Genomic DNA, 21,664 nt, shown 5'->3' with positions numbered 1-21,664 from the left:
ACGCGGCGCAATGTCGCCGACGCCGATCTCACGCGCTTGTTACGCCGCCGCTTTCACCGTTCCGCGAGCAGGGCCCGAAGTCCCGTTACGTCAGTGACCGGCAGGCTGCAGACCTGGCCGCGGCACAGCATCGCCGCCGGCTGAGCGGGCAGGCGCGGCCGGCCGCCCGGCGCGCCCCCGGGCCACAGCGTCGGATCGAGGCGCAGCGTGACAATCGTCGGGTCCGCGGCGGCGAGCGCTTCGCGCGCCAGCGCAATCGCGCGCGGGTCGTTGCGGCGCCCTTCGACTACCACTTCGCCGCCGCGCTCGAGCAGATCGATCGCCGCCAGCAGCAACGGCGATTGCGCCTGCGCGGATTCGCTTCCGGCGTGACGGCGCGCCGCGCGTTCGGCGGCTTCGCGCCAGCGCGGCGCGAGGCCGACGTGATGCAGGCGGACGAAAACCTCGACCATCAGCGAGGCGCCCGACGGCGTCGCGCCGTCATGGGGCGGCCGCGGCCGCACGATCAGCCGGTCGCCGCCGTCGGCGGTCATGAAGAAGCCGCCGTCGCCGTCGCCGAACCGCTCAAGCGCTTCCTCGGCCCACCCCTCGGCGCGCTCGAGATAGGCGGGGGTTCCCGTCGCCTCGAACAGGCTCAGAGCCGCGCGCGCCATCGCGGCGTAATCGTCGATGAGGCCCGCCGCGCCCGCGCGCCCGTCGCGCCAGGCGTGAAGCAGGCCGCCGCTCGCGTCGCGCAAGTTCGCGGCGACGAAGGCGAACGCGGCTTCGGCCGCGGCGAGGAAATCAGGCGCGTCGAACACGGCGGAGGCGCGGGCGAGCGCAGCGATCGTCAGCCCGTTCCAGTCGGCGAGAATCTTGTCGTCGCGGGTCGGCCGGATCCGCTGCTCGCGTTCGGCGAGCAGAAGCGCGCGGCCGGCGGCGAGCCGCGCTTCGCTCTCCGGGTCGCCGCGCCGGGCGAGGCGGCGCAACACGTTGCGCCCTTCCCAATTGCCTCCGGGGCGCACGTCGTAGGCGGCGGAGAATTCGGCGGCCTCGGCGCCGAGAACGGCGTCGATCTCAGCGGCGGTCCAGACGTAGAAGCGGCCCTCCTCGCCCTCGGAATCGGCGTCGAGCGAAGCGGCGAACGCCTCGCCGGCGCGCATCTCGCGCATCAGCCAGGCGAAGGTTTCGCGCGCGCGCTCGGCGTAGACCGGCGTCGGCGTCGCAGCGGCGGCGAGCGCGAGCAACTCGAGGATCTGCGCGTTGTCGTAGAGCATCTTCTCGAAATGCGGCACGCGCCATTCGCCGTCGGTCGAATAGCGGGCGAAGCCGCCGCCGAGGTGGTCGTAGATGCCGCCGGCGGAGAGCGCGTCGAGCAGCGCGCGCACCGCGCCGCGCAGAGCCGGCGCGCGAGCGCGGAACGATTCGCTCCACAGGAAGCGGAAGATCGGCGCGTTGGGGAATTTCGGCGCGCCGCTGAGGCCGCCGTTGACGGAATCGAGAATGCGCGTCAGCGCCTCGGCGGCGCGCGCGAGATCGGCGGGCGCGAGGTCGCCGCCCGGCGGCGGGGCGGCCTGCTCGGCGAGATGGGCGACGAGCCCGGCGCTCTGTTCGCCGAGTTCGGCGCGCTTGTCGCGCCACGCCGCGTCGACCGCATTGAGAACCTGTGCGAACGACGGCCGTCCCCAGCGCGGCGTCGGCGGCCAATAGGTGCCGCCGAAGAACAGCGCGCCGTCGGGCGTGAGGAACATCGTCATCGGCCAGCCGCCTTGCTCGCCCATCGCGTGCAGCGCCGCCATGTAGAGCGCGTCGACGTCCGGCCGCTCCTCGCGGTCGACTTTCACGTTGACGAACAGAGCGTTCATCAGCGCCGCGAGCGCCGGGTCCTCGAACGACTCGTGGGCCATGACATGGCACCAGTGACAGGCGGCGTAACCGACCGACAGCAGCACCGGGCGGTCGCGGCGCTTCGCTTCGGCGAGGGCCTGCGCGCCCCAGGGGCGCCAATGCACAGGATTGGCCGCATGCTGCAGTAGGTAGGGCGAGATTTCGCCCGCGAGGAGATTGGCTTGCTCGGGGATGCTCGAGTCCTCGGGGTTCGGAACTTGGAAAGGGCGACGGGTTTCGTCGTCCAAGTTTTGGCCCGGCCGCCCTCCGCTTGCAAGGCGAGCCACATTGACGCAACTTTGGACTTCATTCCGCTTCGGAAGAGCATTGGCGCGGACCTCCGGGGCCGCGGGCGCAAAGGCCCCTGCGCCACCGGTTGGGCGGCGCGGGTGAAGACGCTGAGATGAAGTCCGGACTGCCTATCCTTCAGTTCGACGGCGCGCCGGCTTTCGAGGCATGGCTCGCCGACAATCCGGATCCAAAGGGCGCGTGGGTGAAGCTTGCCAAGCAGGGCGCGCCAGAGCCGGCGCTGCGCCAGGCGCAAGCGATCGATTGCGCGCTCTGCCACGGCTGGATCGATGGTCAGATCGCCCGGTTCGATGACGAATTTTTCCTCACCCGGTTCACGCCGCGCGCGGCCAGAAGCCGCTGGTCCGCCGCCAACCGGAAGCGCGCGCAGGCGTTGATTGCCGCCGGTCGCGTCGGGCCGCGCGGCCTCGCCGCAATTGAAGCCGCGAAGGCGGACGGCCGATGGGACGCAGCCTATCCTTCGGCGGCGACAGCGGCGACGCCGGACGATTTTCAAATCGCCATTAAGGGTAAGCAGCGCGCGGCGCTGGCCTTCGAGCGCTTGGACGGCGCCAATCGCTATGCGCTGCTCTACCGGCTCCACCACGCGTCCGCAGCGCGGCGAGCCGAGATGATCGCGCACTTCGTCGCGATGCTGGAGCGCGGCGAAACGATTCACCCTCCGCGCAAAGGCCGCAAGGCGAACGAAGGCGCCAAGCGCGCCAAGCCGGATTGAGGCGGCGTCAGGTCAGAGCGCGCCTCAGCATCGCCTTGAACCGCGCGCTATCGAACGTCCAGCAGATGTCAGCTTTCGCTTCACCTGCAAGCGCTTCGCGCCAGACCTGACGGTTGTTGTCGTCGGCGGCGACATCGAGGCGGTCGACGATGGTCATGCCGCGCGTCAGTTCGCTGGCGCATTCGATCTCGACGACATGGCGGCTCCACGACAGGCCGATCGCGCGATCGAGCGCGACCGCCATCGCGGTCGGGTCGGCGAGCGACAGGCCGCTCTCGCCAGTCTGCACGTGATAGGCCGCCTTGGCCCGCGCGTTGCATTCGATGGCGAAGCGCGCCTTGGCCGTGCCGAGCGCAAGGATGTCGGCGATCTCGGCTTCGCTCAGCACCGAGGCGCCGCGCGAGACGTGCCAGCCGACCATCTCGATCGGCAGGCCGGAGCGGAAGACGATGCGCGCCGCCTCCGGATCGACCCAGATGTTGTATTCGGCCGCCGGCGTGACGTTGCCTTCGCAGCACGGCGCGCCGCCCATGACGACGCAGCGGCCGATCTTCTTGGCGAGGTCCGGATCCCGGATCAGCGCCAGCGCGACATTGGTCAGCGGCCCGAGCGTCACCAGCGTCAGGCCGGGCGCGACGTCGGCGAGGCGCAGGATCGCCTCGACCGCGTGCTCGCGCTCGGGCGCGCGGCGCGGCGGCGGATAGCCGCGGTCGCCGAGACCGTCGCAGCCGTGGAACCAATGCGCGTCCTTGAGCGGACGCATGAGCGGCGCAGCCGCGCCGACGAAGACCGGGACTTCGACGCCGGCGATCTCGGCGGTCAGCAACGCGTTGCGGGTCGCCTGTTCGACGCCGACGTTGCCGGCGACTGTGGTCAGCGCGAGCACGCGAACGTCGGGCGCGGAAAGGGCCATCAGGATCGCGACGGCGTCGTCGGAGGCGGTGTCGGTGTCGATGAGGAAATCGCGCATGGTTCGGATGTTTGCAGATCTCGGAGGATGCGCGGCGGGCGCCGCGCGCCTTCTGCCTAGCATGTCCGAACAAGGCGCGCCTCCAGTGCGCGCGGCGTTTGCTCGGAATCGCTTGCCGCCTACGCCCCTCGTCCTGAGGCGCCGCGAAGCGGCCTCGAAGGACGCTCCAGAACGCGCGTTGACGCGATCCTTTGAGCATCCTTCGAGGCCCTCGCTAATGCGAGGGCGCCTCAGGATGAGGTCCGCGTAAACCCAAACGCGATGCGCCTTAGAGCCGCGCCGCCGCCCGCTCGGCCGCCGCCGTGCGCTCGGCGATCTGTGGCGCGAGCCGCGCTCTGACCAAAGCGACGATCTCGGCCGGCGCGGTCTCCGGGCGTCCGGCGGCGAAGGGCGGCTCGGGCGCGTATTCGAGCGCGAGCTGCAGCGCTTGCGCCAGTTCGTCGCCGCCGATTTCGGCCGCCACGACGAGGGCGAAGTCGATGCCCGCGGTGACGCCGCCGCCGGTGATGATGTTGCCGTCGCGAACCACCCGCGCCGGATCGGCGATCGCGCCGAACAGCGGCAGCAGCTGTCGCCAGGCCCAGTGGCAGGCGGCGCGCCTGCCCTTCAACAGGCCGGCCGCGCCGAGCACCAACGAGCCGGTGCAGACCGAGGTCAGGTAGCGCGCGCTCGCCGCGAGGCGGCGGAACTCGCGCAGGAACGCCTCGTCGTTGGCGACCTCGGTCGCCGCGAAGCCGCCGGGGACGAACAGCAGGTCGCAGCGGTCGATCTCGGCCATTCGCCGGGTTCCGGCGAAGACGAGGCCGCCGTCGGATTCGATCGGCCCGCCGGGTTCGGAGGCGACGAGGACGCGAGCGCCGGGGATGCGCGAGAAGACCGTGTGCGGCCCGGTGAAGTCGAGCTGCGTCATGCCCGGATAGAGGGTTTCGACGATGACGAATTCGGCCTCGGCCATGGCGCTCTCCGTGGGTTTGACGGGGGGATCGTCGGCCTTTAGCGTGCTGGCCGAAATGACAAGGTTTCCTCGAAAACCGCCAAAGCGGCGCGAGAGGCTGAGATGACGCGCACGGTCGGCTTTCTCATTTTCGACGGCTTCCGGATCCTCGACGCCGCCGGCCCGATCGCCGCGTTCGAGATCGCCGGAGCGCACGCGCGCGGCGCCTATCGCCTCAGCGTGCTCGCCAGACGCGCGGGCGCGGTGGCGAGTTCGTCGGGCGCGACGATGACGGCGATCGCCTTCGCCGGGGCGCCGCGGTTCGACACGCTGGTCGTCGCCGGCGGCCTCGGGACCTATGAAGCGCTGAAGGACGAAGGGATCCTCGCCTGTCTGCGCGAAGCGGCGCGCGACTGTCGCAGGGTCGCCAGCGTCTGCTCCGGCGCGTTCCTCATCGCCGAGGCGGGGCTGCTCGACGGCAAGCGCGCGACGACCCATTGGAGCCGCAGCCGGCAGTTTGCGGAGCGCTATCCCAATGTGCGGCTCGAGCCCGACCGCATCTTCGTCCGCGACGGCAAGATCTGGAGTTCGGCCGGCATCACTGCGGGGGTCGACCTCGCCCTGGCGCTGATCGCCGAGGACCTCGGCGAGCCGGTCGCGCGGCGCGTCGCCCAGCAGCTCGTCGTCTACCGTCGCCGCCCGGGCGGCCAGTCGCAATTCTCGGCGCTGCTCGAGATGGAGCGGCCGGACGGGCGGTTCGGGCCGTTGCTCGGGTGGGCGCGCGAGCGGCTCGGCGAATCGCTGACGGTCGAACGGCTTGCGGAGCGAGCGGCGATGAGCCCGCGCAATTTCGCCCGCCGCTTCGCCGAGGAGACCGGCGTGACGCCGGCGCGCGCGGTCGAGCGGCTGAGAGTCGAGGCGGCGCGCGAACGGGTCGAGGGCGGTCGCGCGCCGATCGAGGCGATCGCCGCCGAGACCGGATTTGGCGATCCCGAGCGGATGCGCCGCGCCTTTCTGCGCGCCTACGGCCAGCCGCCGCAGGCGCTGCGGCGCGCGGCGCGGCTAAGCGCCTGAGACCGCCTTCATCCGCTCGAAGCCGCGCGCGAGATCGTCCTTCAAGTCGTCGATGTCCTCGAGCCCGACCGAGAAGCGCAACGCCGGGCCGCCCGGCGCCCAGCGCGTCGCGGTGCGGGAGCCGGAGCAGTCGAATGGAATGACTAGGCTCTCGTAGCCGCCCCACGAATAGCCGAGGCCGAACAGTTCGAGTCCGTCGAGCAGCGCCGCGAGGGCTTCGGCCGAGACGGGCTTCATCACAATGCTGAACAATCCCGACGATCCAGCGAAGTCCCGCCGCCAAAGCGCGTGGTCGGGATGATCGGGGCGGGCGGGGTGAATGACCCTCAGCACCTCCGGGCGCGCGCCGAGCCATTCGGCCAGCGCAAGCGCCTGACGCTCCGCTTCGCGCAGCCTGAGCTCCATGGTGCGCAACCCGCGCAGGGCGAGGAACGCCTCCTCTGAACCGGGCGGGATGCCGATCATGTCGACCGTGCGGTGGAGCCGCCGAAACCACTCGGCGTTGGCGGACACCAGGCCGAGCAGAAGGTCGGCGTGGCCGGAGAGATATTTCGTGCCGGCTTCGATCGCGAGATCGACGCCGTTGGCGTGCGGCGCGAAGAACAACGGCGTCGCCCAGGTGTTGTCGGCGATGACGCAGGCGCCGCGCGCGTGCGCGACTTCGGCGATAGCCGGCACGTCTTGCACCTCGAACGACAGCGAGCCCGGAGATTCGACGAACACGGCCTTGGTGTTGGCGCGAAACAGCGACGCGATCCCGGCGCCGAGCCGCGGGTCGTAATAGGTCGTCTCGACGCCCAAGCGTTTGAGTGCGCGGTCGCAAAAGATTCGCGTCGGGTCATAGGCGGAATCGGTCACCAGCAAGTGGTCGCCGGCGGCGAGCGCGGCCAACAGCGCGGAGGCGATCGCCGCCATGCCGGTCGGGACGAGGACAGTTCCTTCCGCGCCGGCGATCGCGGTCCAAGCCTCGACGAGCGCCTCCGTCGTCGGCGTGCCGTGGGTGCCGTAAGTGAAGCGCTGATTGCCGGACGACAATGTCGCGACGTCCGGGAAGAGCACCGTCGAGCCGCGATAGGGCGGCACATTGACGAAGCCTTGCGACGCTTCCCCGTCGCGGCCGAGATGGACGAGACGCGAGCGGCTGCGAAGACGCGCCTTTGTTTCGGGACTGAGGATTTTCATGGCGTCGACGGAACCGGCCTTACTTTCCTATCGGCAACGGCGAGCCGTTGACCGTGACGTCGCCGCCCTCGAACGTGATCGTCCACATCAGTCGGCCGTCGGGGCCGGGTTTCGCCAGACCTTTGGCGTAAGTCAGGCTGAGGATCGCCGCCTCGGCTTCCGGATCGGTCCCGGCGATGTCCTGCAACAGGGCGAGCGCCTTGTCGAGCCCATCGGCGCTGACGATGAGGCGGCCGCGCGGCGCGCCTGCGACGGCCGAGGCTTCGCCTTCGAACGTGAGGTCGAGCGTCGGAGTCGACAGTCGCCCGGGCGCGAGCGTCAGTTTGGGGTCGCCGCCGAACAACGCCGCGTCGATCTTGTCCTGGGCCTCGGGCGACAATTCGCCGCTGGCGGCGAAGGACGGATCGTCGAGCGCGATTTGCGCCGCCTGGTCGAATCCGCCGCCGGCGAACTTCAGGTCGAAGTCGAGCGAAGCCGGCGTCAGCTTCGCGGTCCAGGCCGGCGCCTGCGACGAGTCGATCGTCACGCCTTCGACCTGCAGGCCGAATTCCGCCGTCGCCGGCGCGGTCAGGCCGCTGAGGCCGATCGTCTCGGCGACCGACTTCGCCTTCGCCTGGCCGAACGGCGCCTTCATCGCGACGTCGCTGAGCTTGCCGACCACCTTCAGAGTCTTCCACAGCGGCAGCGCCGCGCGCAGCTTGTCGTCGAATTCGTGCGGGATCGGCGCCTCGTCGCCGTGCGCGACCACATATTTCCAGCAGTCCGCGATCTCCTTCGCGTGAAGGCCGGTCAGCGTCGCCTCGCCGACCCCTCCGCCGATCGAATAGGTCAGCGCCGCCGGACCCGGTCCGTCGGCGGAGGCGCCGACGATGGTCTCGGTCAGCGAAGCGATCGAATGGACCGACGCGACGTCGACGCCGTCGCCGTCAGCAGCGGTCTTGGCGCGCGTCTCGCCACTAACGCCGGTCTCAGCGGCGTCGGTGTCGGCCGTCTGTCGCGCGTCGACCACCCTGAACTTAGCGTGAGCGACGTCGACGTCGAGCTTGGCGCGCAGGAAATCGGCCTGCGCCGGGTCGTAGGCGCCTTGGAGGCCGAATCCGCGCAATTCGAACGTTCCGGTCATCCGTCCGGCGTCGGTCGGGGCGTCGATCGACAGGGTCGGGAATCCGTCGGCGGCGAGCCGCCACGCACCGTCGCCGGTCGGCGTCAGCCGGTAGGAGAACCGCGCCGCCTTCAGCGCGCCGGGGTCGGCGCCGAGCAGCACAATCCCTTTCTCGAGATCCCAGGCGACGACGTAATCGTCGCCGTCGGGCGTCACCGAGACCACGCCCTTGTCGACGACGGCGCGGGTCAGATAGTCGGCGTAGCCTTGCTCCAATTGTCGCGCGCCGTCCGACGTCGCGGGCGAGGCCAAGGCTGGCGAGGCCGCGGCGATCGCCGCGAGGGCCGGAAGAAGCCTGGGAAGACGCATGGAAATGGCCTGGCGGCGGGAACGCGACGGATCAAATCTAGCAGCTTTCGCGGCGTGCGCGAAGCGCGGCGATTGACTTCGCGCCGGCTTCGCCGCGATGCTCGCTGACGCCAAACTGACAGGAGGCTAACGCATGCGAACGCTCGCTACGCTTCTTTCCGCCGCTTTTGCGCTTCTGGCCGCCGGCGCGGCGAGCGCCGGGACGCTCGACCAGATCAAGGCGCGCGGCGAGCTGATCTGCGGCGCCAACCCCAGCCTCGCCGGCTTCGGCCAACCCGACGATCAGGGTCGATACAAGGGCCTCGACGTCGACGAATGCCGCGCCATCGCCGCGGCGATCTTCAACGACCCGGACAAGGTCAAATACCTGCCGGTCAACGCCAAGGATCGGCCGACGATCCTCGCCTCGGGTCAGATCGACGTGCTGATCCGCAACACGACCTGGACGCTGTCGCGCGAGACCGGCGGCATGTTCTTCACCGGGGTCAACTATTACGACGGCCAGGGGTTCATGGTGCGCAAGAAGCTCGCCATCGACTCGGCGCTCAAGCTCGACGGCGCCTCGGTCTGCGTGCAACAGGGCACGACGACCGAGCTCAACCTCGCCGACTTCTTCCGCGCCCACGCGATGAAATTCGAGCCAGTGGTGTTCGCCACCGACGACGAGGCGACCAAGGCCTACGACGACGGCCGCTGCGACGTCTACACGACCGACGCCTCCGGCCTTTACGCCGAACGACTGAAAATGTCGGTTCCCGACGACCACATGGTGCTGCCCGAAATCATCTCCAAGGAGCCGCTTGGGCCGTCGGTGCGCAAGGACGACGTGCAATGGTTCCAGATCGTCCAATGGACCCATTACGCGTTGGTGAACGCCGAAGAGCTCGGCGTGACGCAAGCCAACGTCGACCAGATGCTGAAGTCCGACAATCCGTCGATCCGTCGCCTGCTCGGCGTCGAGGGCGATTTCGGGACCGGGCTCGGCCTGACCAACGACTGGGCCTACCGCATCATCAAGGCGGTGGGGAACTACGGCGAAAGCTTCGAGCGCAACGTCGGCATGGGCTCGCCGATCAAGATCGCGCGCGGCCTCAACGCGCTGTGGACCCAGGGCGGGCTGCAATACGCGCCGCCGATAAGGTGAGGGGGGAGACGAACGGAACGCAACCGATAAGGCGCCTTGCGCGAGCGCGGCGCTTCCGCGCCCGCCGCTAAAGGCGGTCCTGTTTCCGAAAGATCGCCGCCGCGGCGGCGACGAGGGCCGCGTTGTCGGCGGCCGTCGCGCCGTTCGGCAATGTTTTCCCATCCTCCAGGCCGACCCGGGTCGACCAGCGCCGCGCCGCCGCCAGCGCGACGAAGCGCCAGACCGTCGCGTCGACGCCGTGCGCGAGCATCGGCCGCCGGACGCCCGCTCGGTTCAGGACGTCCTCGACGCCGTCGACGACGGCCAGCGCTTCGCCGATGTCCTGTTCATTGACTTCGATCAGCATGCGGAACGCGAGCCCGCCCAGGTTCAGCGCCGCCAACCGTTCGACGTCGGCGACGGAGGCGAGCCCCGCCTCGACGCCGACGGCGCGCCGACGCAGGCGCTCGAACACGGCCGGCGCGTCGGGTTCCGACAGGTTGACCGAGGCGTAGTCGGGGAGCTCCCGCCAACCGTCGATGGCGGCGAGGGTGCGCTTTTCGTCGCGCTCGATCCACGCGCCGGTCGAAACGCCGATGAGCGTGCCGGGGCAGGCCCGGCGCACCGCCCGCACCGTCGCATCCATCGCCGCCGGCGCCAGACTTTCGCGCCCGTCCGGGCCGTGGGCGTGCAAATGCACCTCCGCTGCGCCGGCGGCGACGCAGGCCGCGCTGTCGCGCGCCATGGCGTCCGGGGTCAAGGGCAGAGCGGGATGGAAAGCGGGGTCGCGCGCGCCGTTGATGCAGGCCTGGACGATCAAGCGCTCGCTCCTTTGATTCCGGCGGTCGACAGGGAAACTCGCGGCTCGGCGCCGCTCGAAGCGATTACGCCGCCGGCGCTTCGACTTCGCGCCGCGCGTGGCGCAGATTGTGCTCGTAGCGGCGCACGATCACGGTCGCCAGATGCAGACAGAACTGCGGGTTCTGCAGGCAGAGCTCCTTGAGCTCGTCATAGCTGACGCGCCAGGCGCGCACTGGCGTGCGGCAGACGGCGGTGGCCGTGCGCTGATTGCCGGTCGCCAGCAGACCGATTTCGCCGAGCAGGTCGCCCGGCCGCACCAGCGCGTCGAATTCGGGAATGTGGACTTCGCCCGAGCCGATCAGGAACGCCTCGGCGCCGACCTCGCCCTTGCGGAACAGCACGTGGCCGGCCGGCAGTTCGATCCGGTGCATGAAGGGCTTCAGCCAGTCGTAGCCTTCCGGCCGCGAAGGGTCGACTTGCGCCGCCGTTCCGGAATCGCGGATGAGGCGGCGCATCTCCACCAGGCGCCACAGATTGAGCGCCAGCATCAGCGCGTTGACGATGACGGTCGGCTGCGCGCCGCGCACCGCGCCGTAGGCGAGGCCTAACGCGCAGCCGCAGGTCGCAGCGACGCGCAGCGGGATCATCGTCTTGGCGCGGAACGCATAGATGCCGAAACCGCCTGCCGCATAGCCCAGCGCTTCGTCGATGCCGATGTTCACGAGGTCCCCCGTATTCCTCGCGCCGCCTCGCCCGACACCCGGGCGGGTCGGCCGCGCCTTTTCCGCGCGTGATTGGACTGGCGCTCGCTATTGCCCTCTCTTCGCCCTGGTGGCGAAGCGCACCGCCTCTTCGGCGGCGCGGAACAGCGCCTGCGCCTTGTTGACGCATTCGGCGTGCTCGTTCGCCGGGACAGAATCGTAGACGACGCCGGCGCCGGCCTGGACGTGCATTTTGCCGTCCTTGACCACCGAGGCGCGCAGCACGATGCAGGTGTCCATCTCGCCGCCGGCGCCGAAATAGCCGATGCAGCCGGCGTAGGCGCCGCGCTTGTCCTTCTCCAGTTCGTCGATGATCTCCATCGCCCGCACCTTCGGCGCGCCCGAAACGGTGCCGGCGGGGAAGCCCGCCGACAGCGCCGCGACCACGTCGAGGTCGTCGCGCAGCTCGCCTTCGACATTGGAGACGATGTGCATGACGTGACTGTAACGCTCGATGAAGAAGCTGTCGGTGACCTTGACCGAGCCGATCTTGGCGACGCGGCCGACGTCGTTGCGGCCGAGGTCGAGCAGCATCAGATGCTCGGCGCGCTCCTTGGGGTCGGCGAGAAGCTCGGCGGCGAGCGCCTCGTCCTCGGCTGCGGTCGCGCCGCGCCGGCGCGTGCCGGCGATCGGCCGAATGCAGACCTTGCCGGCGCGCACGCGCACGAGGATCTCCGGGCTCGAGACGACGATCTGGAAGCCGCCGAAGTCGAGGAAGCAGAGGTAGGGCGACGGATTGACGCGCCTGAGCGCCCGGTAGAGCGAGAAGGCGGGCAACTCGAAGCGGCTGGTGAAGCGCTGCGACAGCACGATCTGGAACGCGTCGCCGGCGACGATGTAGTCCTTCGCCTTGGCGACCATCGCCCGATATTCGGCCTCGCTGGTGTTGGAGACGGCCGGGGCGGCGAGCAGCGCCGGATCGACCTCGGGCGGCTTGTGGTCGAGCGGCGCTTCGAGCGCCGCGACCACCGCGTCGAGCCGCGCCTGCGCGCTTTCGTAGGCGGCGCGTGCGCCGACGCCGGCGGCGGGCCTGACCGGCGTCACCACCGCCATCTCGTCGCGCGCGGTGTCGAAGACCACCATCACGGTCGGGCGGACGAGCAGCGCCTCGGGAACGCCGATCGGGTCGGGTTTCGCCGGCGGCAGCCGCTCCATGCGCCGCACCATGTCATAGCCGAGATAGCCGAACACGCCCGCCGACATCGGCGGCAGGCCGGGCGGCAAGTCGATGCGCGATTCGGCGAGCAGCGCCCTCAACGCCTCCAGCGGTTGGCCGGGGCAGGGGACGAACGCCTCCGGCTCGATCAGCGCGCGGCGGTTGATCTCCGCGCCCTCGCCGGTCGAGCGCCAGACGACGTCGGGGTCGAGGCCGATCATCGAATAGCGGCCGCGTTGCGCGCCGCCTTCGACTGACTCGAGCAGGAACATAGCGCCGGCGCGGCCGGCGGCGAGTTTGAGATAGGCCGAAACCGGGGTCTCGAGATCGGCGACGAGCGTCGTCGCGACGACGCTGGCGAGGCCGGCCGCGTAACGGCGAGCGAAATCGTCGTAGTCGGTCGGGCTCATCATCGTCATCGCGCCGGCCTCAGCTGCCCGCAGCTGATTGCAGTACGTTTTGGTGGATTCTGACGCCGAGCTCGTTTTCGAGCGCGCTGACGAATTGCGCGACGACGCTGGTTTGCAGCCCCTCGGTGAGCTGGGTTGCGATGGCCTTGACCGCGGGGTCGTCGAACTTGGTCGGCGGCGTCGCGTCGGCGACGACCTTGAAGACGACGCGGCCGTCCGGCGTCGCAGCCGAACCGGCGCCGCCCGCCGGCACGGTGAAGACGGCGTTGACCAGGCTCGGCGCAAGCCCAGCGCCGCCGCCGCGGCGAAGGTCGACGGCGGACTTCGCTTCGAGCCCGGCGCCCTGGGCGAGGCTCTCCGGCGTCGCGCCGCCTCCGATCTGCTTGACCATGTCGTCGGCCTTGGCGGAAAGCGCCTTGGTGACCGCCTCGGCGCGCCATTCCTTCTCGACCTGGTCCTTGACCTCGTCGAACGCGCGGTCGCGCGCCGGGTCGACCTTGATCACGTCGAACCACAACCAACCGCGGTTGTTGGTCTGCAGCGGCGCGTCGTCGACGCCGACGTCGGAAGCGTAAGCGGAGGCGAGCAGCTCGGCCTGATCAGGCAGGTCGAGCGCGGCGCCCTTATCGTCCCGGCCCTGGGCGTCGACCGCGGCGATCGACCGCGCTTCAAGGCCGACGGTCTTGGCCGCTTCGGCGAGCGTCTTGCCCGAGACGCGCGCGTCCTCGATCTTGTCGTGCACGCTCTGCACCTGGCCGGCGACGCGGTCGGCCGCGATCTCCTTCTTCAGCGTGTCCTTGACCTCGTCGAAGGTCTTCGCGCTGCCCGGCGTGATGGCGACGACCCGCACGATCGCCGGACCGAACTGGCCTTTGACGACTTCGCTGACGCCGTCCTGCGGCAGTGCGAATGCGGCGTCGGCGATCGAATGATCGAACATCGCCGCCTTGACCGTCTCGCCGAGATCGACGTCGGAAGCGCTCAGATTGCGCGCCTTGACGATGTCGTCGAAGCTCGCTCCGGCCTTGATCTTCGCCTCCGCGTCGTCGGCCGACGCCTGGTCGGGAAAGACGATCTGCTGCAACTTGCGCTTCTCCGGCGTGGCGAAGCGCGCGTCGCGAACCTTGTCGTAGTCGGCCTTGGCGTCGTCGTCGGACACGTCGGCGGGATTGGCGAGCGCGCTCGGATCGACCAGCAGGATTTCGAGCGCGCGATATTCCGGCGCTTGATACTGATCCTTGCGCTCGTTGAAATAGGCCTTGAGCGCGTCGTCGGCGGGGGCGGGAATGTCGCCGGCCGCGCTTGGCGGCAGGGTGACGTAGTCGATTGCGCGGGTCTGCGCCTCGACGCGGGCGAGCAGGTCGACGAGCGGCTTCGGCGCGGCAAGGCCGTCGATCAGCGGCGTCTCGATCTGCTGGCGCATGTAGGCGCGGCTCTGGGCGACGAAGAAGCCGCGCTCAGTGAGGCCGGAGTCGCGCAGGGCCTGATCGAAGGCGGCGGGGTTGAACTGACCGGAGGCGTCCTGCAGGCTCGGGTCCGAACGCACCGCGGCGACGATCGAGGCCTCGGAAATCGCCATGCCGAGCGAGGCGGCGCGCACGTCGAGCGCCGCGTCGGCGATCAGGTTTCCGAGCACTTGGCGATCGAGGCCGAGCTCGTGGGCCTGCGCGCTGGTGAGGTTGCGGTGCGTGCGGCTCTGGATGCGGTACATCACGGTCTGCAGCGAGTTCTGGTACTGCTGCGTCGTGATCGACTGGCCGCCGACCTCCGCAACCTTGTCCGGGACGAAGCCGCGGAACATGTCGCCGACGCCCCAGATGACAAAGCTGACGATCAGGAGGCCGAACAGCACCGTTAAAATGGCGCGGCCGATCCAATGTTGCGAAATCTTGCGCATCCCGTCGAGCATGGATCTTGACGTTCCTCAAACCGCGACCATCCGCCCGCGGCCATTGTGGCTGCGGCCTTCGGGGGCCTACTTACCGCCCTCGACGGTCTTTGCATAGGACCGGCGGGAGTGTTAATCCGCCCCGGCCCAGCTTCAAATGACGTTGTTGAAAGGCGAACCATGACCCCTGGCGTGCGCCCCCTCGTGGCGGGCAACTGGAAGATGAACGGCCTGAGCGCCTCCCTCGCGGAGCTCAAGGCGATGCGCGAGGCGGTCGACGCGGGCAAGGCGGGCGCCGCCGAACTCGCGGTCTGTCCGCCGGCGACCCTGTTGGCGCAGGCGGCCTGGGCGCTGAAGGGCGGCAAGGTGTCGCTCGGCGGGCAGGACTGCCACGCCAAGGACAGCGGCGCCTTCACCGGCGACATTTCCGCGCCGATGATCAAGGACGCCGGCGCCCAATACGTGATCGTCGGCCATTCCGAGCGCCGCCAGTATCACGGCGAGACCGACGCCGCGGTGAAAGCCAAGGCCGAAGCGGCGCTGAAATCGGGCCTGACCGCGATCGTCTGCGTCGGCGAGACCCGCGCCGAGCGCGAAGCGGGCAAGGCGATCGAGATCGTCAGCAGCCAGGTGCGCGGCTCGCTGCCGGCCGGCGGCGCGCCGGAGACGGTCGTGGTCGCCTATGAGCCGGTCTGGGCGATCGGCACCGGCCTGACGCCGACGCCGGCGAACGTGGCCGAGGTGCATGCGGCGATCCGCGGGCTGCTTGGCGAGGTTTACGGGGCCGCCGGCGCGAAGCTGCGCATCCTCTACGGCGGCTCGGTCAAGCCGTCCAACGCCAAGGAACTGCTCGGCTTGGCCAATGTCGACGGCGCCCTGGTCGGCGGGGCGAGCCTGAAGGCCGTCGATTTCATGGCGATCGCCGCCACTTACGTCTGACGGAGCAGGAGCTGCGAGGCTGCCGACGGCGTGGACGCGCCGCCGGCGGCGTGCTACGAGCGCGCCAGTTTTTTCGCGCTCGGGCCGCCCTGGCGGCCGCCAAGGATCGTCTTCATGCAAACCGTGCTGATCGTCATTCACCTGCTGGTGGTGATCGCCCTCGTCGCCGCCGTGCTGCTGCAGCGCTCGGAGGGCGGCGTGCTGGGGACGGGCGGCGGCGGCGGCTTCATGACCGGCCGCGGCCAGGCCAACGCCTTGTCTCGGGCGACGGCGATTCTGGGGACGCTGTTCTTCGTCACCGCGCTGACGATGTCGATCCTGGCGAGCTGGGGCCGCGCGCCGCGTTCGCTGATCAATAATGTTCCGGCCTCGACTTCCGGGGCGCCCGCCAGCGCGCCGACGACGGCCCCGGCGAGCCTGCTCGATCAGCTCAAGCAGATGCAGAACCAAAGCGGCGGCGCTCCCGCAGCGCCGGTCGCGCCCGCAGCGCCGGCTGCCCCCGCCGCGCCGGCCCAGGACGCGCCGAAGTAGGATGGCCGCCGCGCGTCGCCCGGACGCCTGCTGATGCCGGCGCCGCTCGCCGTCGCGGCGTTCTTCACCATTTGGTGGATCTCGCTGTTCGTCGTGCTGCCGCTCGCCGCCCGCTCGGGGCCCGAGGTTCAGGAGGCCGAGACGCCCGCGGGCGTCGATCGCGGGGCGCCGATCTCTCCCCGCCTGGCCCGTGTCGCCGTCTGGACGACCGCGCTCGCGGCGGCGATCTTTGTCGTCGTCGACGCCTTCGCCTATTGGATGGGCTAGAGAAACGTGCCGTCGTTTAGCAGCGAGCGGCGGGTTCGGCATTCCGCTTCCCAGATGTTCGCGCTCGTCGCCGACGTCGAGCGCTATCCTGAATTCGTGCCGCTGTGCCGAGCGCTGAAGGTGCGCCGGCGTGAGAAGAGCGAGACGGGGATCGAAACGCTGATCGCCGACATGGAGGTCGGCTACAAGGCGATCCGCGAGAGGTTCACCAGCCGCGTCGCGCTCGATCCGGCGCGGCTGAAGATCGTCGTCGCATACATCGACGGCCCGTTCAGCCGGCTCGAAAACGTCTGGAACTTTCGCGACGCCCCTGAGGGCGGCGGCTCGACGGTCGAGTTCTTCATCGCCTACGAGTTCCGCAGCCGGCTGCTCGCCGCCTTGATGGGCGCGATGTTCGACGCCGCCTTCCGCAAGTTCTCCGCCGCCTTCGAGGCGCGGGCGGACAAAATCTACGGCCGCGCGCCGGCCTAATCCGCCGCCGCTTCCAGCATCTCCAGGGCTGTTTCGACCGCCGCGAGCCTGATCGCGCCCCGCCCCAGGGGACCGAAGCGCCGCTCCAGCGCGACGACTGGGCCGCCGCGGCGCGCCGCGGCGAAATGGACCAGGCCGACGGGCTTTGTCGCCGTCCCGCCGTCAGGGCCGGCGATCCCGGTCACCGCAACGGCAAGGTCAGCGGCCGAATGGGCGAGCGCGCCTTCGGCCATGGCGCGCGCCGTCGCGTCGCTGACCGCGCCCCATCGGACGAGTGTCTCTTCGGGCACGCCGAGCATCTCCTGCTTGGCGAGGTTGGAATAGACGACGAAGCCGCGCTCGACGACCGCCGAAGAGCCGGCAATTTCGGTCAGAAGGCCTGCGACCAGGCCGCCGGTGCAGGATTCGGCCGTGGCGAGCTTCAGCCCGCGCTCGCGGCACAGCGTCAGCAGCGCCGCGGCGCGTTCGATCAGGGCGGGCGCGAACATCTCTCGGCTCCCTCTGGCGAGCGGCGGAGCCTTAACATGGCTTCGCGCTCCCGTTTAGCCCGTAGGGCGGCGCTTTTCCCGCCGCGTGTTTTCGGCTAGAGCCGTCCGCGATTGGATTGAACCGCCGGGCCCGGCGCTCGACTCCGGCCGCCGAATGCGCGCCGGCGCGTCGCGTCGCCTCCCGGCGTCAGGAAAGAAGCACGCTCATGCATCGCTACCGGACCCATACCTGCGGCGCTCTCGGGCTCGCCGAGGACGGGAAGACCGTCCGCCTGTCGGGCTGGTGCCACCGCATCCGCGACCACGGCGGCGTGCTGTTCATCGATCTGCGCGATCACTACGGAATCAGCCAATGCGTGGTCGATCCGGATTCGCCCGCCTTCGAGCTGGCCGAGAAACTGCGCTCCGAATATGTCGTGCGCGTCGACGGCGCGGTCCGCAAGCGCCCCGCGGGCACCGAGAACCCCGAGATGGCGACCGGCCTGGTCGAAGTTTACGTGCGCGAGATCGAAGTGCTCGGCCCGGCCGGCGATCTGCCGATGCCGGTGTTCGGCGACCAGCCCTATCCGGAGGACACGCGGCTCAAGTACCGCTTCCTCGACCTTAGGCGCGAGAAGCTTCACGCCAACATCATGCTGCGCGGACGGATCGTCGATTCGATGCGCAGCCGGATGAAGCGCCAGGGCTTCTTCGAGTTCCAGACGCCGATCCTGACCGCCTCGAGCCCCGAGGGCGCGCGTGACTTCCTGGTGCCCTCGCGCATCCATCCCGGCAAATTCTACGCGCTGCCGCAGGCGCCGCAGCAGTACAAGCAGCTGTTGATGATGGCCGGCTTCGACCGCTATTTCCAGATCGCGCCGTGTTTCCGCGACGAGGACCCGCGCGCCGACCGCCTGCCGGGCGAGTTCTACCAGCTCGACGTCGAGATGAGCTTCGTCGAGCAGGACGACGTGCTGGGCGCGATGGAGCCAGTGATCCGCGGCGTGTTCGAGGAATTCGCCGGCGACAAGCCGGTGACGCCGTCGCCGTGGCCGCGCATCCCCTTCGCCGAGGCGATGCGCAAATACGGCTCCGACAAGCCCGACCTGCGCAATCCGATCGTCATGCAGAATGTCTCCGACCATTTCCGCGGTTCGGGCTTCAAGGTGTTCGCGCGCCTGCTCGAGTCGGAGAAGAACGAGGTCTGGGCGATTCCGGCGCCCGGCGGCGGGCAGCGCACCTTCGCCGACCGGATGAATTCCTGGGCGCAGGGCGAGGGCCAGCCGGGCCTCGGTTACATGCTGTTCTTCGATCGCGCCAAGGACGAGACGACGCTGCAGCAGGACCCGAAGGCGACCGGAATCGGCGGCCGCGGCCCGCTCGCCAACAACATCGGGCCCGAGCGCACCGAGGCGGTGCGCGCCCAGCTCGGCCTCAAGGCGGGCGACTCGGCGTTCTTCGTCGCCGGCGATCCTGCCGTGTTCGCCAAGTTCGCCGGCCTGGCGCGCAACAAAGTCGCGCAAGACCTCAAGCTCGTCGACGAGAACCGCTTCGCATTCGCCTGGATCGTCGACTTCCCGATGTTCGAGTGGAACGAGGACGACAAGAAGATCGACTTCTCGCACAACCCGTTCTCGATGCCGCAGGGCGGCCTGGAAGCGTTGCAGGACAAGGACCCGCTGCACATCAAGGCGTTCCAGTACGACATCGCCTGCAACGGCTTCGAGCTCGCCTCGGGCGGCATCCGCAACCACAAGCCCGAAGCGATGGTCAAGGCGTTCGAGATCGCCGGCTACGGCGAACAGACCGTCGTCGAGCGCTTCGGCGGCATGTACCGCGCCTTCCAGTACGGCGCGCCGCCGCACGGCGGCATGGCGGCGGGCGTCGACCGCATCGTCATGCTGCTCGCCGGCGAGCAGAACCTGCGCGAAGTGGCCTTGTTCCCGATGAACCAGCGCGCCGAGGATCTGCTGATGGGGGCGCCGTCGCCGGCGTCGGCGAAGCAATTGCGCGAGCTGCACATTCGCCCGAACCTGCCGGAAGGATGATCGCGCCTCAGCTCTTTTCGGGGCCGCCGCCGCCCGTGGCGGCGGCCTGGGCGAAAAAGCCGCGGAACGTGTCGCGGAACCATTCGGCGCCCTGCTGGCCTTCGGCGAACCAGGCCCGCAGAAAGCCGTCGGGCGAGAATTTCGCCGCTTCCGCCATCACCCGCTTCTCGATCTCCGCCATCACCGCCGCCTGCATCGGCTGGACGTCCGGCAGGCCCATGAATTGGCGCGCTTCGACCGGCGTGCAGTCGATCTCGATCGTGACTTTCATCGTCGCTCCGTCGTTTGCGGTCCGGACGCGCGTTGTAGCATTCAATCGCTCGTCCGTCGTCGATCCGGCCCATCGCTTGAACGAGCGAACCATTTGGGCGAACGACGTATTTTTGGCTGGCGCCCGGCTCGATTTGTCGTAGTGTCGCGCGCGCCGGCGTTGCGGGGAGACGGGACCAGCTTTGACGGACGAGCATTTTGACGTCCTGATCGTCGGGGCGGGGCTATCGGGAATTGGCGCGGCCTGCCGGCTGCGGACTCGCTGTCCGGGCTCGAGTTTCGCCATCCTTGAGGGGCGCGACGACCTCGGCGGCACCTGGGACCTGTTCCGCTATCCCGGCGTGCGTTCCGATTCCGAGATGTTCACGCTGAGCTATTCGTTTCGGCCGTGGACGCATGCGGCGGCGATCGCCGGCGGTCGGACGATCCTCACCTACATCCGCGACACCGCCCGCGAGTTCGGCGTCGATCGGCGAATCCGCTACGGCAGCAAGGTGCGGGCGGCGGCGTGGTCGACGGCTGAGGCGCGCTGGACCCTGGAGGTCGAAAGCGGGCCGGAGCGGCGGCAGGTCCAGTTGACCTGCGGCTTCCTGATCGTCTGCGCCGGCTATTACAGTTACGAGGGCGGTTACCGGCCGGACTTTCCCGGCCTCGAACGCTTCGGCGGCCGCGTCGTCGATCCGCAGCGCTGGACCGACGACATCGACTATGTCGGCAAGCGGGTGCTGGTGATCGGCAGCGGCGCGACGGCGGTGACGATGGTCCCCGCGCTCGCCCGGCGCGCCGCCCATGTCGTGATGTTGCAACGGTCGCCGACCTACGTGATCGAGCGCGCCTCGCGCGACGCACTCGCCGACGCGCTGCGCGCGGCGCTGCCGGAGCGGCTCGCGTTCCGGCTTGCGCGCTGGATCAACATTCTCGTCGGCGCCGCATTCTTCCGCTTCTGCCGACGCTTCCCGCGCGTTGCGCGATGGCTGCTGCTGGCGCGGGCGCGCGACGCGCTCGGGCCGGGCGTCGACGCGACAAAGAATTTCACGCCGCATTATGATCCGTGGGACCAGCGGTTGTGTCAGGCGCCCGACGGCGACCTGTTCCGCGCCTTGCGCAGCGGCCGCGCCTCGATCGTCACCGACACGATCGCAACCTTCACCGAGACCGGCGTCGCGCTCGCCAGCGGCGGGACCATCGAGGCCGACGTCGCCGTCGCCGCCACCGGCCTCGAGCTGCAGCCGCTCGGCGCAATCCGCCTCAGCGTCGACGGAGCGGAGATCGAGCCCGGCGAGACGACCGTCTTCAGGGGCGCGATGTTGAGCGGCGTGCCCAATCTCGTCTTCGTTTTCGGCTACACCATCGCCGCCTGGACGCTGAAGGCCGACCTGGTCAGCCTCTACGCGTGCCGCCTCATCAATCGGCTGAAGCGGCGCGGCTGGCGCCAGTGCGCCCCGCGCGCCGACGATCCGTCGATGGCGAAGCTGCCGCTGGTCGATTTCTCGTCCGGCGCCTATCGTCGCGCCGCGGCGAAACTGCCGAAGCGGGGAGCGGAAGGGCCGTGGGCGAGCCGGCAGAGTTACTGGCGCGATTTTCTGACGTTGCGCTTCGCGCCGCTCGGCGGGGGCGGGCTGAGATTCTCCAATCCCCCGCCAGCGACGACGGCGCGGCGCAGTCCGAGCGCCGGCAGCGCGCCTCAGAGGCCGAGCGCGGCGAGATAACGCGGCAGCGCGTGCGACCAGGCGAGCTCTTCACGGGCGCGCCGGCGCGCCGCCTTGCCCAGCCGTGCGCGCAGTCCGTCGTCGGCGAGCAGCGTCGTCAAGGCCGCCAGCACCGCCTCCGGGTCGTCGCCGCGGCGCACGAGGCCGGTCTGGCCGTCGAGCACCGCGTCCGCGGCGCCGCCTTCGGCGCCGGCGAGGCTCGGCACGCCGCGCCAGGCCGCCTCGGCGTAAACGATGCCGAAACCCTCGACCGACGCGCCGACTCGTCTCACCGGCATGGCGAAGACGTCGCTGCGCTCGAA

Annotated in this window: 21 protein-coding genes; 9 read left to right on the top strand and 12 right to left on the bottom strand. The window is 69.7% G+C overall.

Going from position 1 to position 21,664, the window contains the following annotated elements; all coding sequences use genetic code 11:
* Positions 1 to 53: 53 nt before the first annotated feature.
* A complete protein-coding gene (locus ABSF49_RS03585; RefSeq protein WP_424111260.1) occupies positions 54 to 2,114 on the bottom strand; it encodes a thioredoxin domain-containing protein in 2,061 nt (686 codons plus the stop codon).
* Positions 2,115 to 2,269: 155 nt separating this feature from the next.
* Here ABSF49_RS03585 and ABSF49_RS03580 point away from each other — a divergent pair, with 155 nt between their 5' ends.
* Positions 2,270 to 2,890, top strand: coding sequence for a YdeI/OmpD-associated family protein (locus tag ABSF49_RS03580; protein WP_424111259.1), 621 nt, complete (start codon positions 2,270 to 2,272; stop codon positions 2,888 to 2,890).
* Positions 2,891 to 2,897: 7 nt separating this feature from the next.
* Here ABSF49_RS03580 and ABSF49_RS03575 read toward each other — a convergent pair whose 3' ends face one another.
* Together ABSF49_RS03575 and ABSF49_RS03570 are read right to left on the bottom strand one after the other, a co-directional pair.
* A complete protein-coding gene (locus ABSF49_RS03575; protein ID WP_424111258.1) occupies positions 2,898 to 3,860 on the bottom strand; it encodes a nucleoside hydrolase in 963 nt (320 codons plus the stop codon).
* Between the two features lie 268 nt (positions 3,861 to 4,128).
* Positions 4,129 to 4,815, bottom strand: coding sequence for a DJ-1/PfpI family protein (locus tag ABSF49_RS03570; protein ID WP_424111257.1), 687 nt, complete (start codon positions 4,813 to 4,815; stop codon positions 4,129 to 4,131).
* 102 nt (positions 4,816 to 4,917) lie between these two features.
* Here ABSF49_RS03570 and ABSF49_RS03565 point away from each other — a divergent pair, with 102 nt between their 5' ends.
* Entirely contained in the window at positions 4,918 to 5,868 is a 951-nt protein-coding gene (locus ABSF49_RS03565; protein ID WP_424111256.1) for a GlxA family transcriptional regulator, read from the top strand.
* Here the strand turns inward: ABSF49_RS03565 and metC are convergent.
* A complete protein-coding gene (gene metC / locus ABSF49_RS03560; RefSeq protein ID WP_424111255.1) occupies positions 5,857 to 7,050 on the bottom strand; it encodes a cystathionine beta-lyase in 1,194 nt (397 codons plus the stop codon). The two genes, ABSF49_RS03565 and metC, sit on opposite strands and share 12 nt — an antisense overlap.
* A 19-nt stretch (positions 7,051 to 7,069) precedes the next feature.
* Entirely contained in the window at positions 7,070 to 8,428 is a 1,359-nt protein-coding gene (locus ABSF49_RS03555; RefSeq protein WP_424111254.1) for a YdgA family protein, read from the bottom strand.
* Positions 8,429 to 8,654: 226 nt separating this feature from the next.
* Here ABSF49_RS03555 and ABSF49_RS03550 point away from each other — a divergent pair, with 226 nt between their 5' ends.
* On the top strand, positions 8,655 to 9,665 hold the full coding sequence (locus ABSF49_RS03550; RefSeq protein ID WP_424111253.1) for an amino acid ABC transporter substrate-binding protein: 1,011 nt from the start codon (positions 8,655 to 8,657) through the stop codon (positions 9,663 to 9,665).
* A gap of 67 nt (positions 9,666 to 9,732) precedes the next feature.
* On the opposite strand, the gene ABSF49_RS03545 is transcribed toward ABSF49_RS03550, so the two are convergent.
* The 4 genes from ABSF49_RS03545 to ABSF49_RS03530 form a co-directional block, all read right to left on the bottom strand.
* On the bottom strand, positions 9,733 to 10,464 hold the full coding sequence (locus tag ABSF49_RS03545) for a 3-keto-5-aminohexanoate cleavage protein (protein ID WP_424111252.1): 732 nt from the start codon (positions 10,462 to 10,464) through the stop codon (positions 9,733 to 9,735).
* A 64-nt stretch (positions 10,465 to 10,528) separates the two neighbouring features.
* Positions 10,529 to 11,167, bottom strand: a complete 639-nt coding sequence (locus ABSF49_RS03540; RefSeq protein WP_424111251.1) for a Crp/Fnr family transcriptional regulator — start codon at positions 11,165 to 11,167, stop codon at positions 10,529 to 10,531.
* 87 nt (positions 11,168 to 11,254) lie between these two features.
* Positions 11,255 to 12,772, bottom strand: a complete 1,518-nt coding sequence (gene trpE / locus ABSF49_RS03535) for an anthranilate synthase component I (RefSeq protein WP_424111279.1) — start codon at positions 12,770 to 12,772, stop codon at positions 11,255 to 11,257.
* A gap of 19 nt (positions 12,773 to 12,791) precedes the next feature.
* The gene (locus ABSF49_RS03530) at positions 12,792 to 14,681 is read right to left on the bottom strand and encodes a peptidylprolyl isomerase (RefSeq protein WP_424111250.1); all 1,890 of its coding nucleotides are present in this window, start codon (positions 14,679 to 14,681) and stop codon (positions 12,792 to 12,794) included.
* Between the two features lie 159 nt (positions 14,682 to 14,840).
* Between ABSF49_RS03530 and tpiA the strand changes: the two genes are divergently transcribed.
* The 4 genes from tpiA (at position 14,841) to ABSF49_RS03510 (ending at position 16,868) form a co-directional block, all read left to right on the top strand.
* Positions 14,841 to 15,599, top strand: coding sequence for a triose-phosphate isomerase (gene tpiA, locus ABSF49_RS03525; protein ID WP_424111249.1), 759 nt, complete (start codon positions 14,841 to 14,843; stop codon positions 15,597 to 15,599).
* 114 nt (positions 15,600 to 15,713) lie between these two features.
* A complete protein-coding gene (gene secG, locus ABSF49_RS03520; RefSeq protein ID WP_424111278.1) occupies positions 15,714 to 16,130 on the top strand; it encodes a preprotein translocase subunit SecG in 417 nt (138 codons plus the stop codon).
* A 33-nt stretch (positions 16,131 to 16,163) separates the two neighbouring features.
* Positions 16,164 to 16,397, top strand: a complete 234-nt coding sequence (locus ABSF49_RS03515; RefSeq protein WP_424111248.1) for a DUF1467 family protein — start codon at positions 16,164 to 16,166, stop codon at positions 16,395 to 16,397.
* A 6-nt stretch (positions 16,398 to 16,403) separates the two neighbouring features.
* Positions 16,404 to 16,868: a type II toxin-antitoxin system RatA family toxin gene (locus tag ABSF49_RS03510; RefSeq protein ID WP_424111247.1), complete on the top strand. Its 465-nt coding sequence runs from the start codon at positions 16,404 to 16,406 to the stop codon at positions 16,866 to 16,868.
* Here the strand turns inward: ABSF49_RS03510 and ABSF49_RS03505 are convergent.
* Positions 16,865 to 17,356: a CinA family protein gene (locus tag ABSF49_RS03505; RefSeq protein ID WP_424111246.1), complete on the bottom strand. Its 492-nt coding sequence runs from the start codon at positions 17,354 to 17,356 to the stop codon at positions 16,865 to 16,867. The genes ABSF49_RS03510 and ABSF49_RS03505 overlap by 4 nt on opposite strands.
* Before the next feature lie 206 nt (positions 17,357 to 17,562).
* Here ABSF49_RS03505 and aspS point away from each other — a divergent pair, with 206 nt between their 5' ends.
* A complete protein-coding gene (gene aspS, locus ABSF49_RS03500; protein ID WP_424111245.1) occupies positions 17,563 to 19,383 on the top strand; it encodes an aspartate--tRNA ligase in 1,821 nt (606 codons plus the stop codon).
* A 7-nt stretch (positions 19,384 to 19,390) separates the two neighbouring features.
* Here aspS and ABSF49_RS03495 read toward each other — a convergent pair whose 3' ends face one another.
* Entirely contained in the window at positions 19,391 to 19,654 is a 264-nt protein-coding gene (locus tag ABSF49_RS03495; RefSeq protein WP_424111244.1) for a DUF6489 family protein, read from the bottom strand.
* Positions 19,655 to 19,835: 181 nt separating this feature from the next.
* Here ABSF49_RS03495 and ABSF49_RS03490 point away from each other — a divergent pair, with 181 nt between their 5' ends.
* Positions 19,836 to 21,362: a flavin-containing monooxygenase gene (locus ABSF49_RS03490; RefSeq protein WP_424111243.1), complete on the top strand. Its 1,527-nt coding sequence runs from the start codon at positions 19,836 to 19,838 to the stop codon at positions 21,360 to 21,362.
* On the opposite strand, the gene ABSF49_RS03485 is transcribed toward ABSF49_RS03490, so the two are convergent.
* Positions 21,338 to 21,664: glycosyltransferase (locus ABSF49_RS03485; protein WP_424111242.1), on the bottom strand; the 327-nt coding region annotated here is incomplete at its 5' end. The two genes, ABSF49_RS03490 and ABSF49_RS03485, sit on opposite strands and share 25 nt — an antisense overlap.

The sequence above is a fragment of the Roseiarcus sp. genome, assembly GCF_049514155.1.
In the GTDB taxonomy this organism is placed as follows: Bacteria; Pseudomonadota; Alphaproteobacteria; order Rhizobiales; family Beijerinckiaceae; genus Roseiarcus.
This window is presented reverse-complemented; position numbering and strand designations above follow the sequence as displayed.

What these genes read in the sequence shown, in the direction of transcription:
- ABSF49_RS03580 (WP_424111259.1), top strand. Translation starts at nt 2,270, where the DNA reads ATGAAGTCCGGACTGCCTATCCTTCAGTTCGACGGCGCGCCGGCTTTC.
- ABSF49_RS03575 (WP_424111258.1), bottom strand. Translation starts at nt 3,860, where the DNA reads ATGCGCGATTTCCTCATCGACACCGACACCGCCTCCGACGACGCCGTC.
- ABSF49_RS03570 (WP_424111257.1), bottom strand. Translation starts at nt 4,815, where the DNA reads ATGGCCGAGGCCGAATTCGTCATCGTCGAAACCCTCTATCCGGGCATG.
- ABSF49_RS03565 (WP_424111256.1), top strand. Translation starts at nt 4,918, where the DNA reads ATGACGCGCACGGTCGGCTTTCTCATTTTCGACGGCTTCCGGATCCTC.
- metC (WP_424111255.1), bottom strand. Translation starts at nt 7,050, where the DNA reads ATGAAAATCCTCAGTCCCGAAACAAAGGCGCGTCTTCGCAGCCGCTCG.
- ABSF49_RS03550 (WP_424111253.1), top strand. Translation starts at nt 8,655, where the DNA reads ATGCGAACGCTCGCTACGCTTCTTTCCGCCGCTTTTGCGCTTCTGGCC.
- trpE (WP_424111279.1), bottom strand. Translation starts at nt 12,772, where the DNA reads ATGAGCCCGACCGACTACGACGATTTCGCTCGCCGTTACGCGGCCGGC.
- ABSF49_RS03530 (WP_424111250.1), bottom strand. Translation starts at nt 14,681, where the DNA reads ATGCTCGACGGGATGCGCAAGATTTCGCAACATTGGATCGGCCGCGCC.
- tpiA (WP_424111249.1), top strand. Translation starts at nt 14,841, where the DNA reads ATGACCCCTGGCGTGCGCCCCCTCGTGGCGGGCAACTGGAAGATGAAC.
- secG (WP_424111278.1), top strand. Translation starts at nt 15,714, where the DNA reads ATGCAAACCGTGCTGATCGTCATTCACCTGCTGGTGGTGATCGCCCTC.
- ABSF49_RS03515 (WP_424111248.1), top strand. Translation starts at nt 16,164, where the DNA reads ATGCCGGCGCCGCTCGCCGTCGCGGCGTTCTTCACCATTTGGTGGATC.
- ABSF49_RS03505 (WP_424111246.1), bottom strand. Translation starts at nt 17,356, where the DNA reads ATGTTCGCGCCCGCCCTGATCGAACGCGCCGCGGCGCTGCTGACGCTG.
- aspS (WP_424111245.1), top strand. Translation starts at nt 17,563, where the DNA reads ATGCATCGCTACCGGACCCATACCTGCGGCGCTCTCGGGCTCGCCGAG.
- ABSF49_RS03495 (WP_424111244.1), bottom strand. Translation starts at nt 19,654, where the DNA reads ATGAAAGTCACGATCGAGATCGACTGCACGCCGGTCGAAGCGCGCCAA.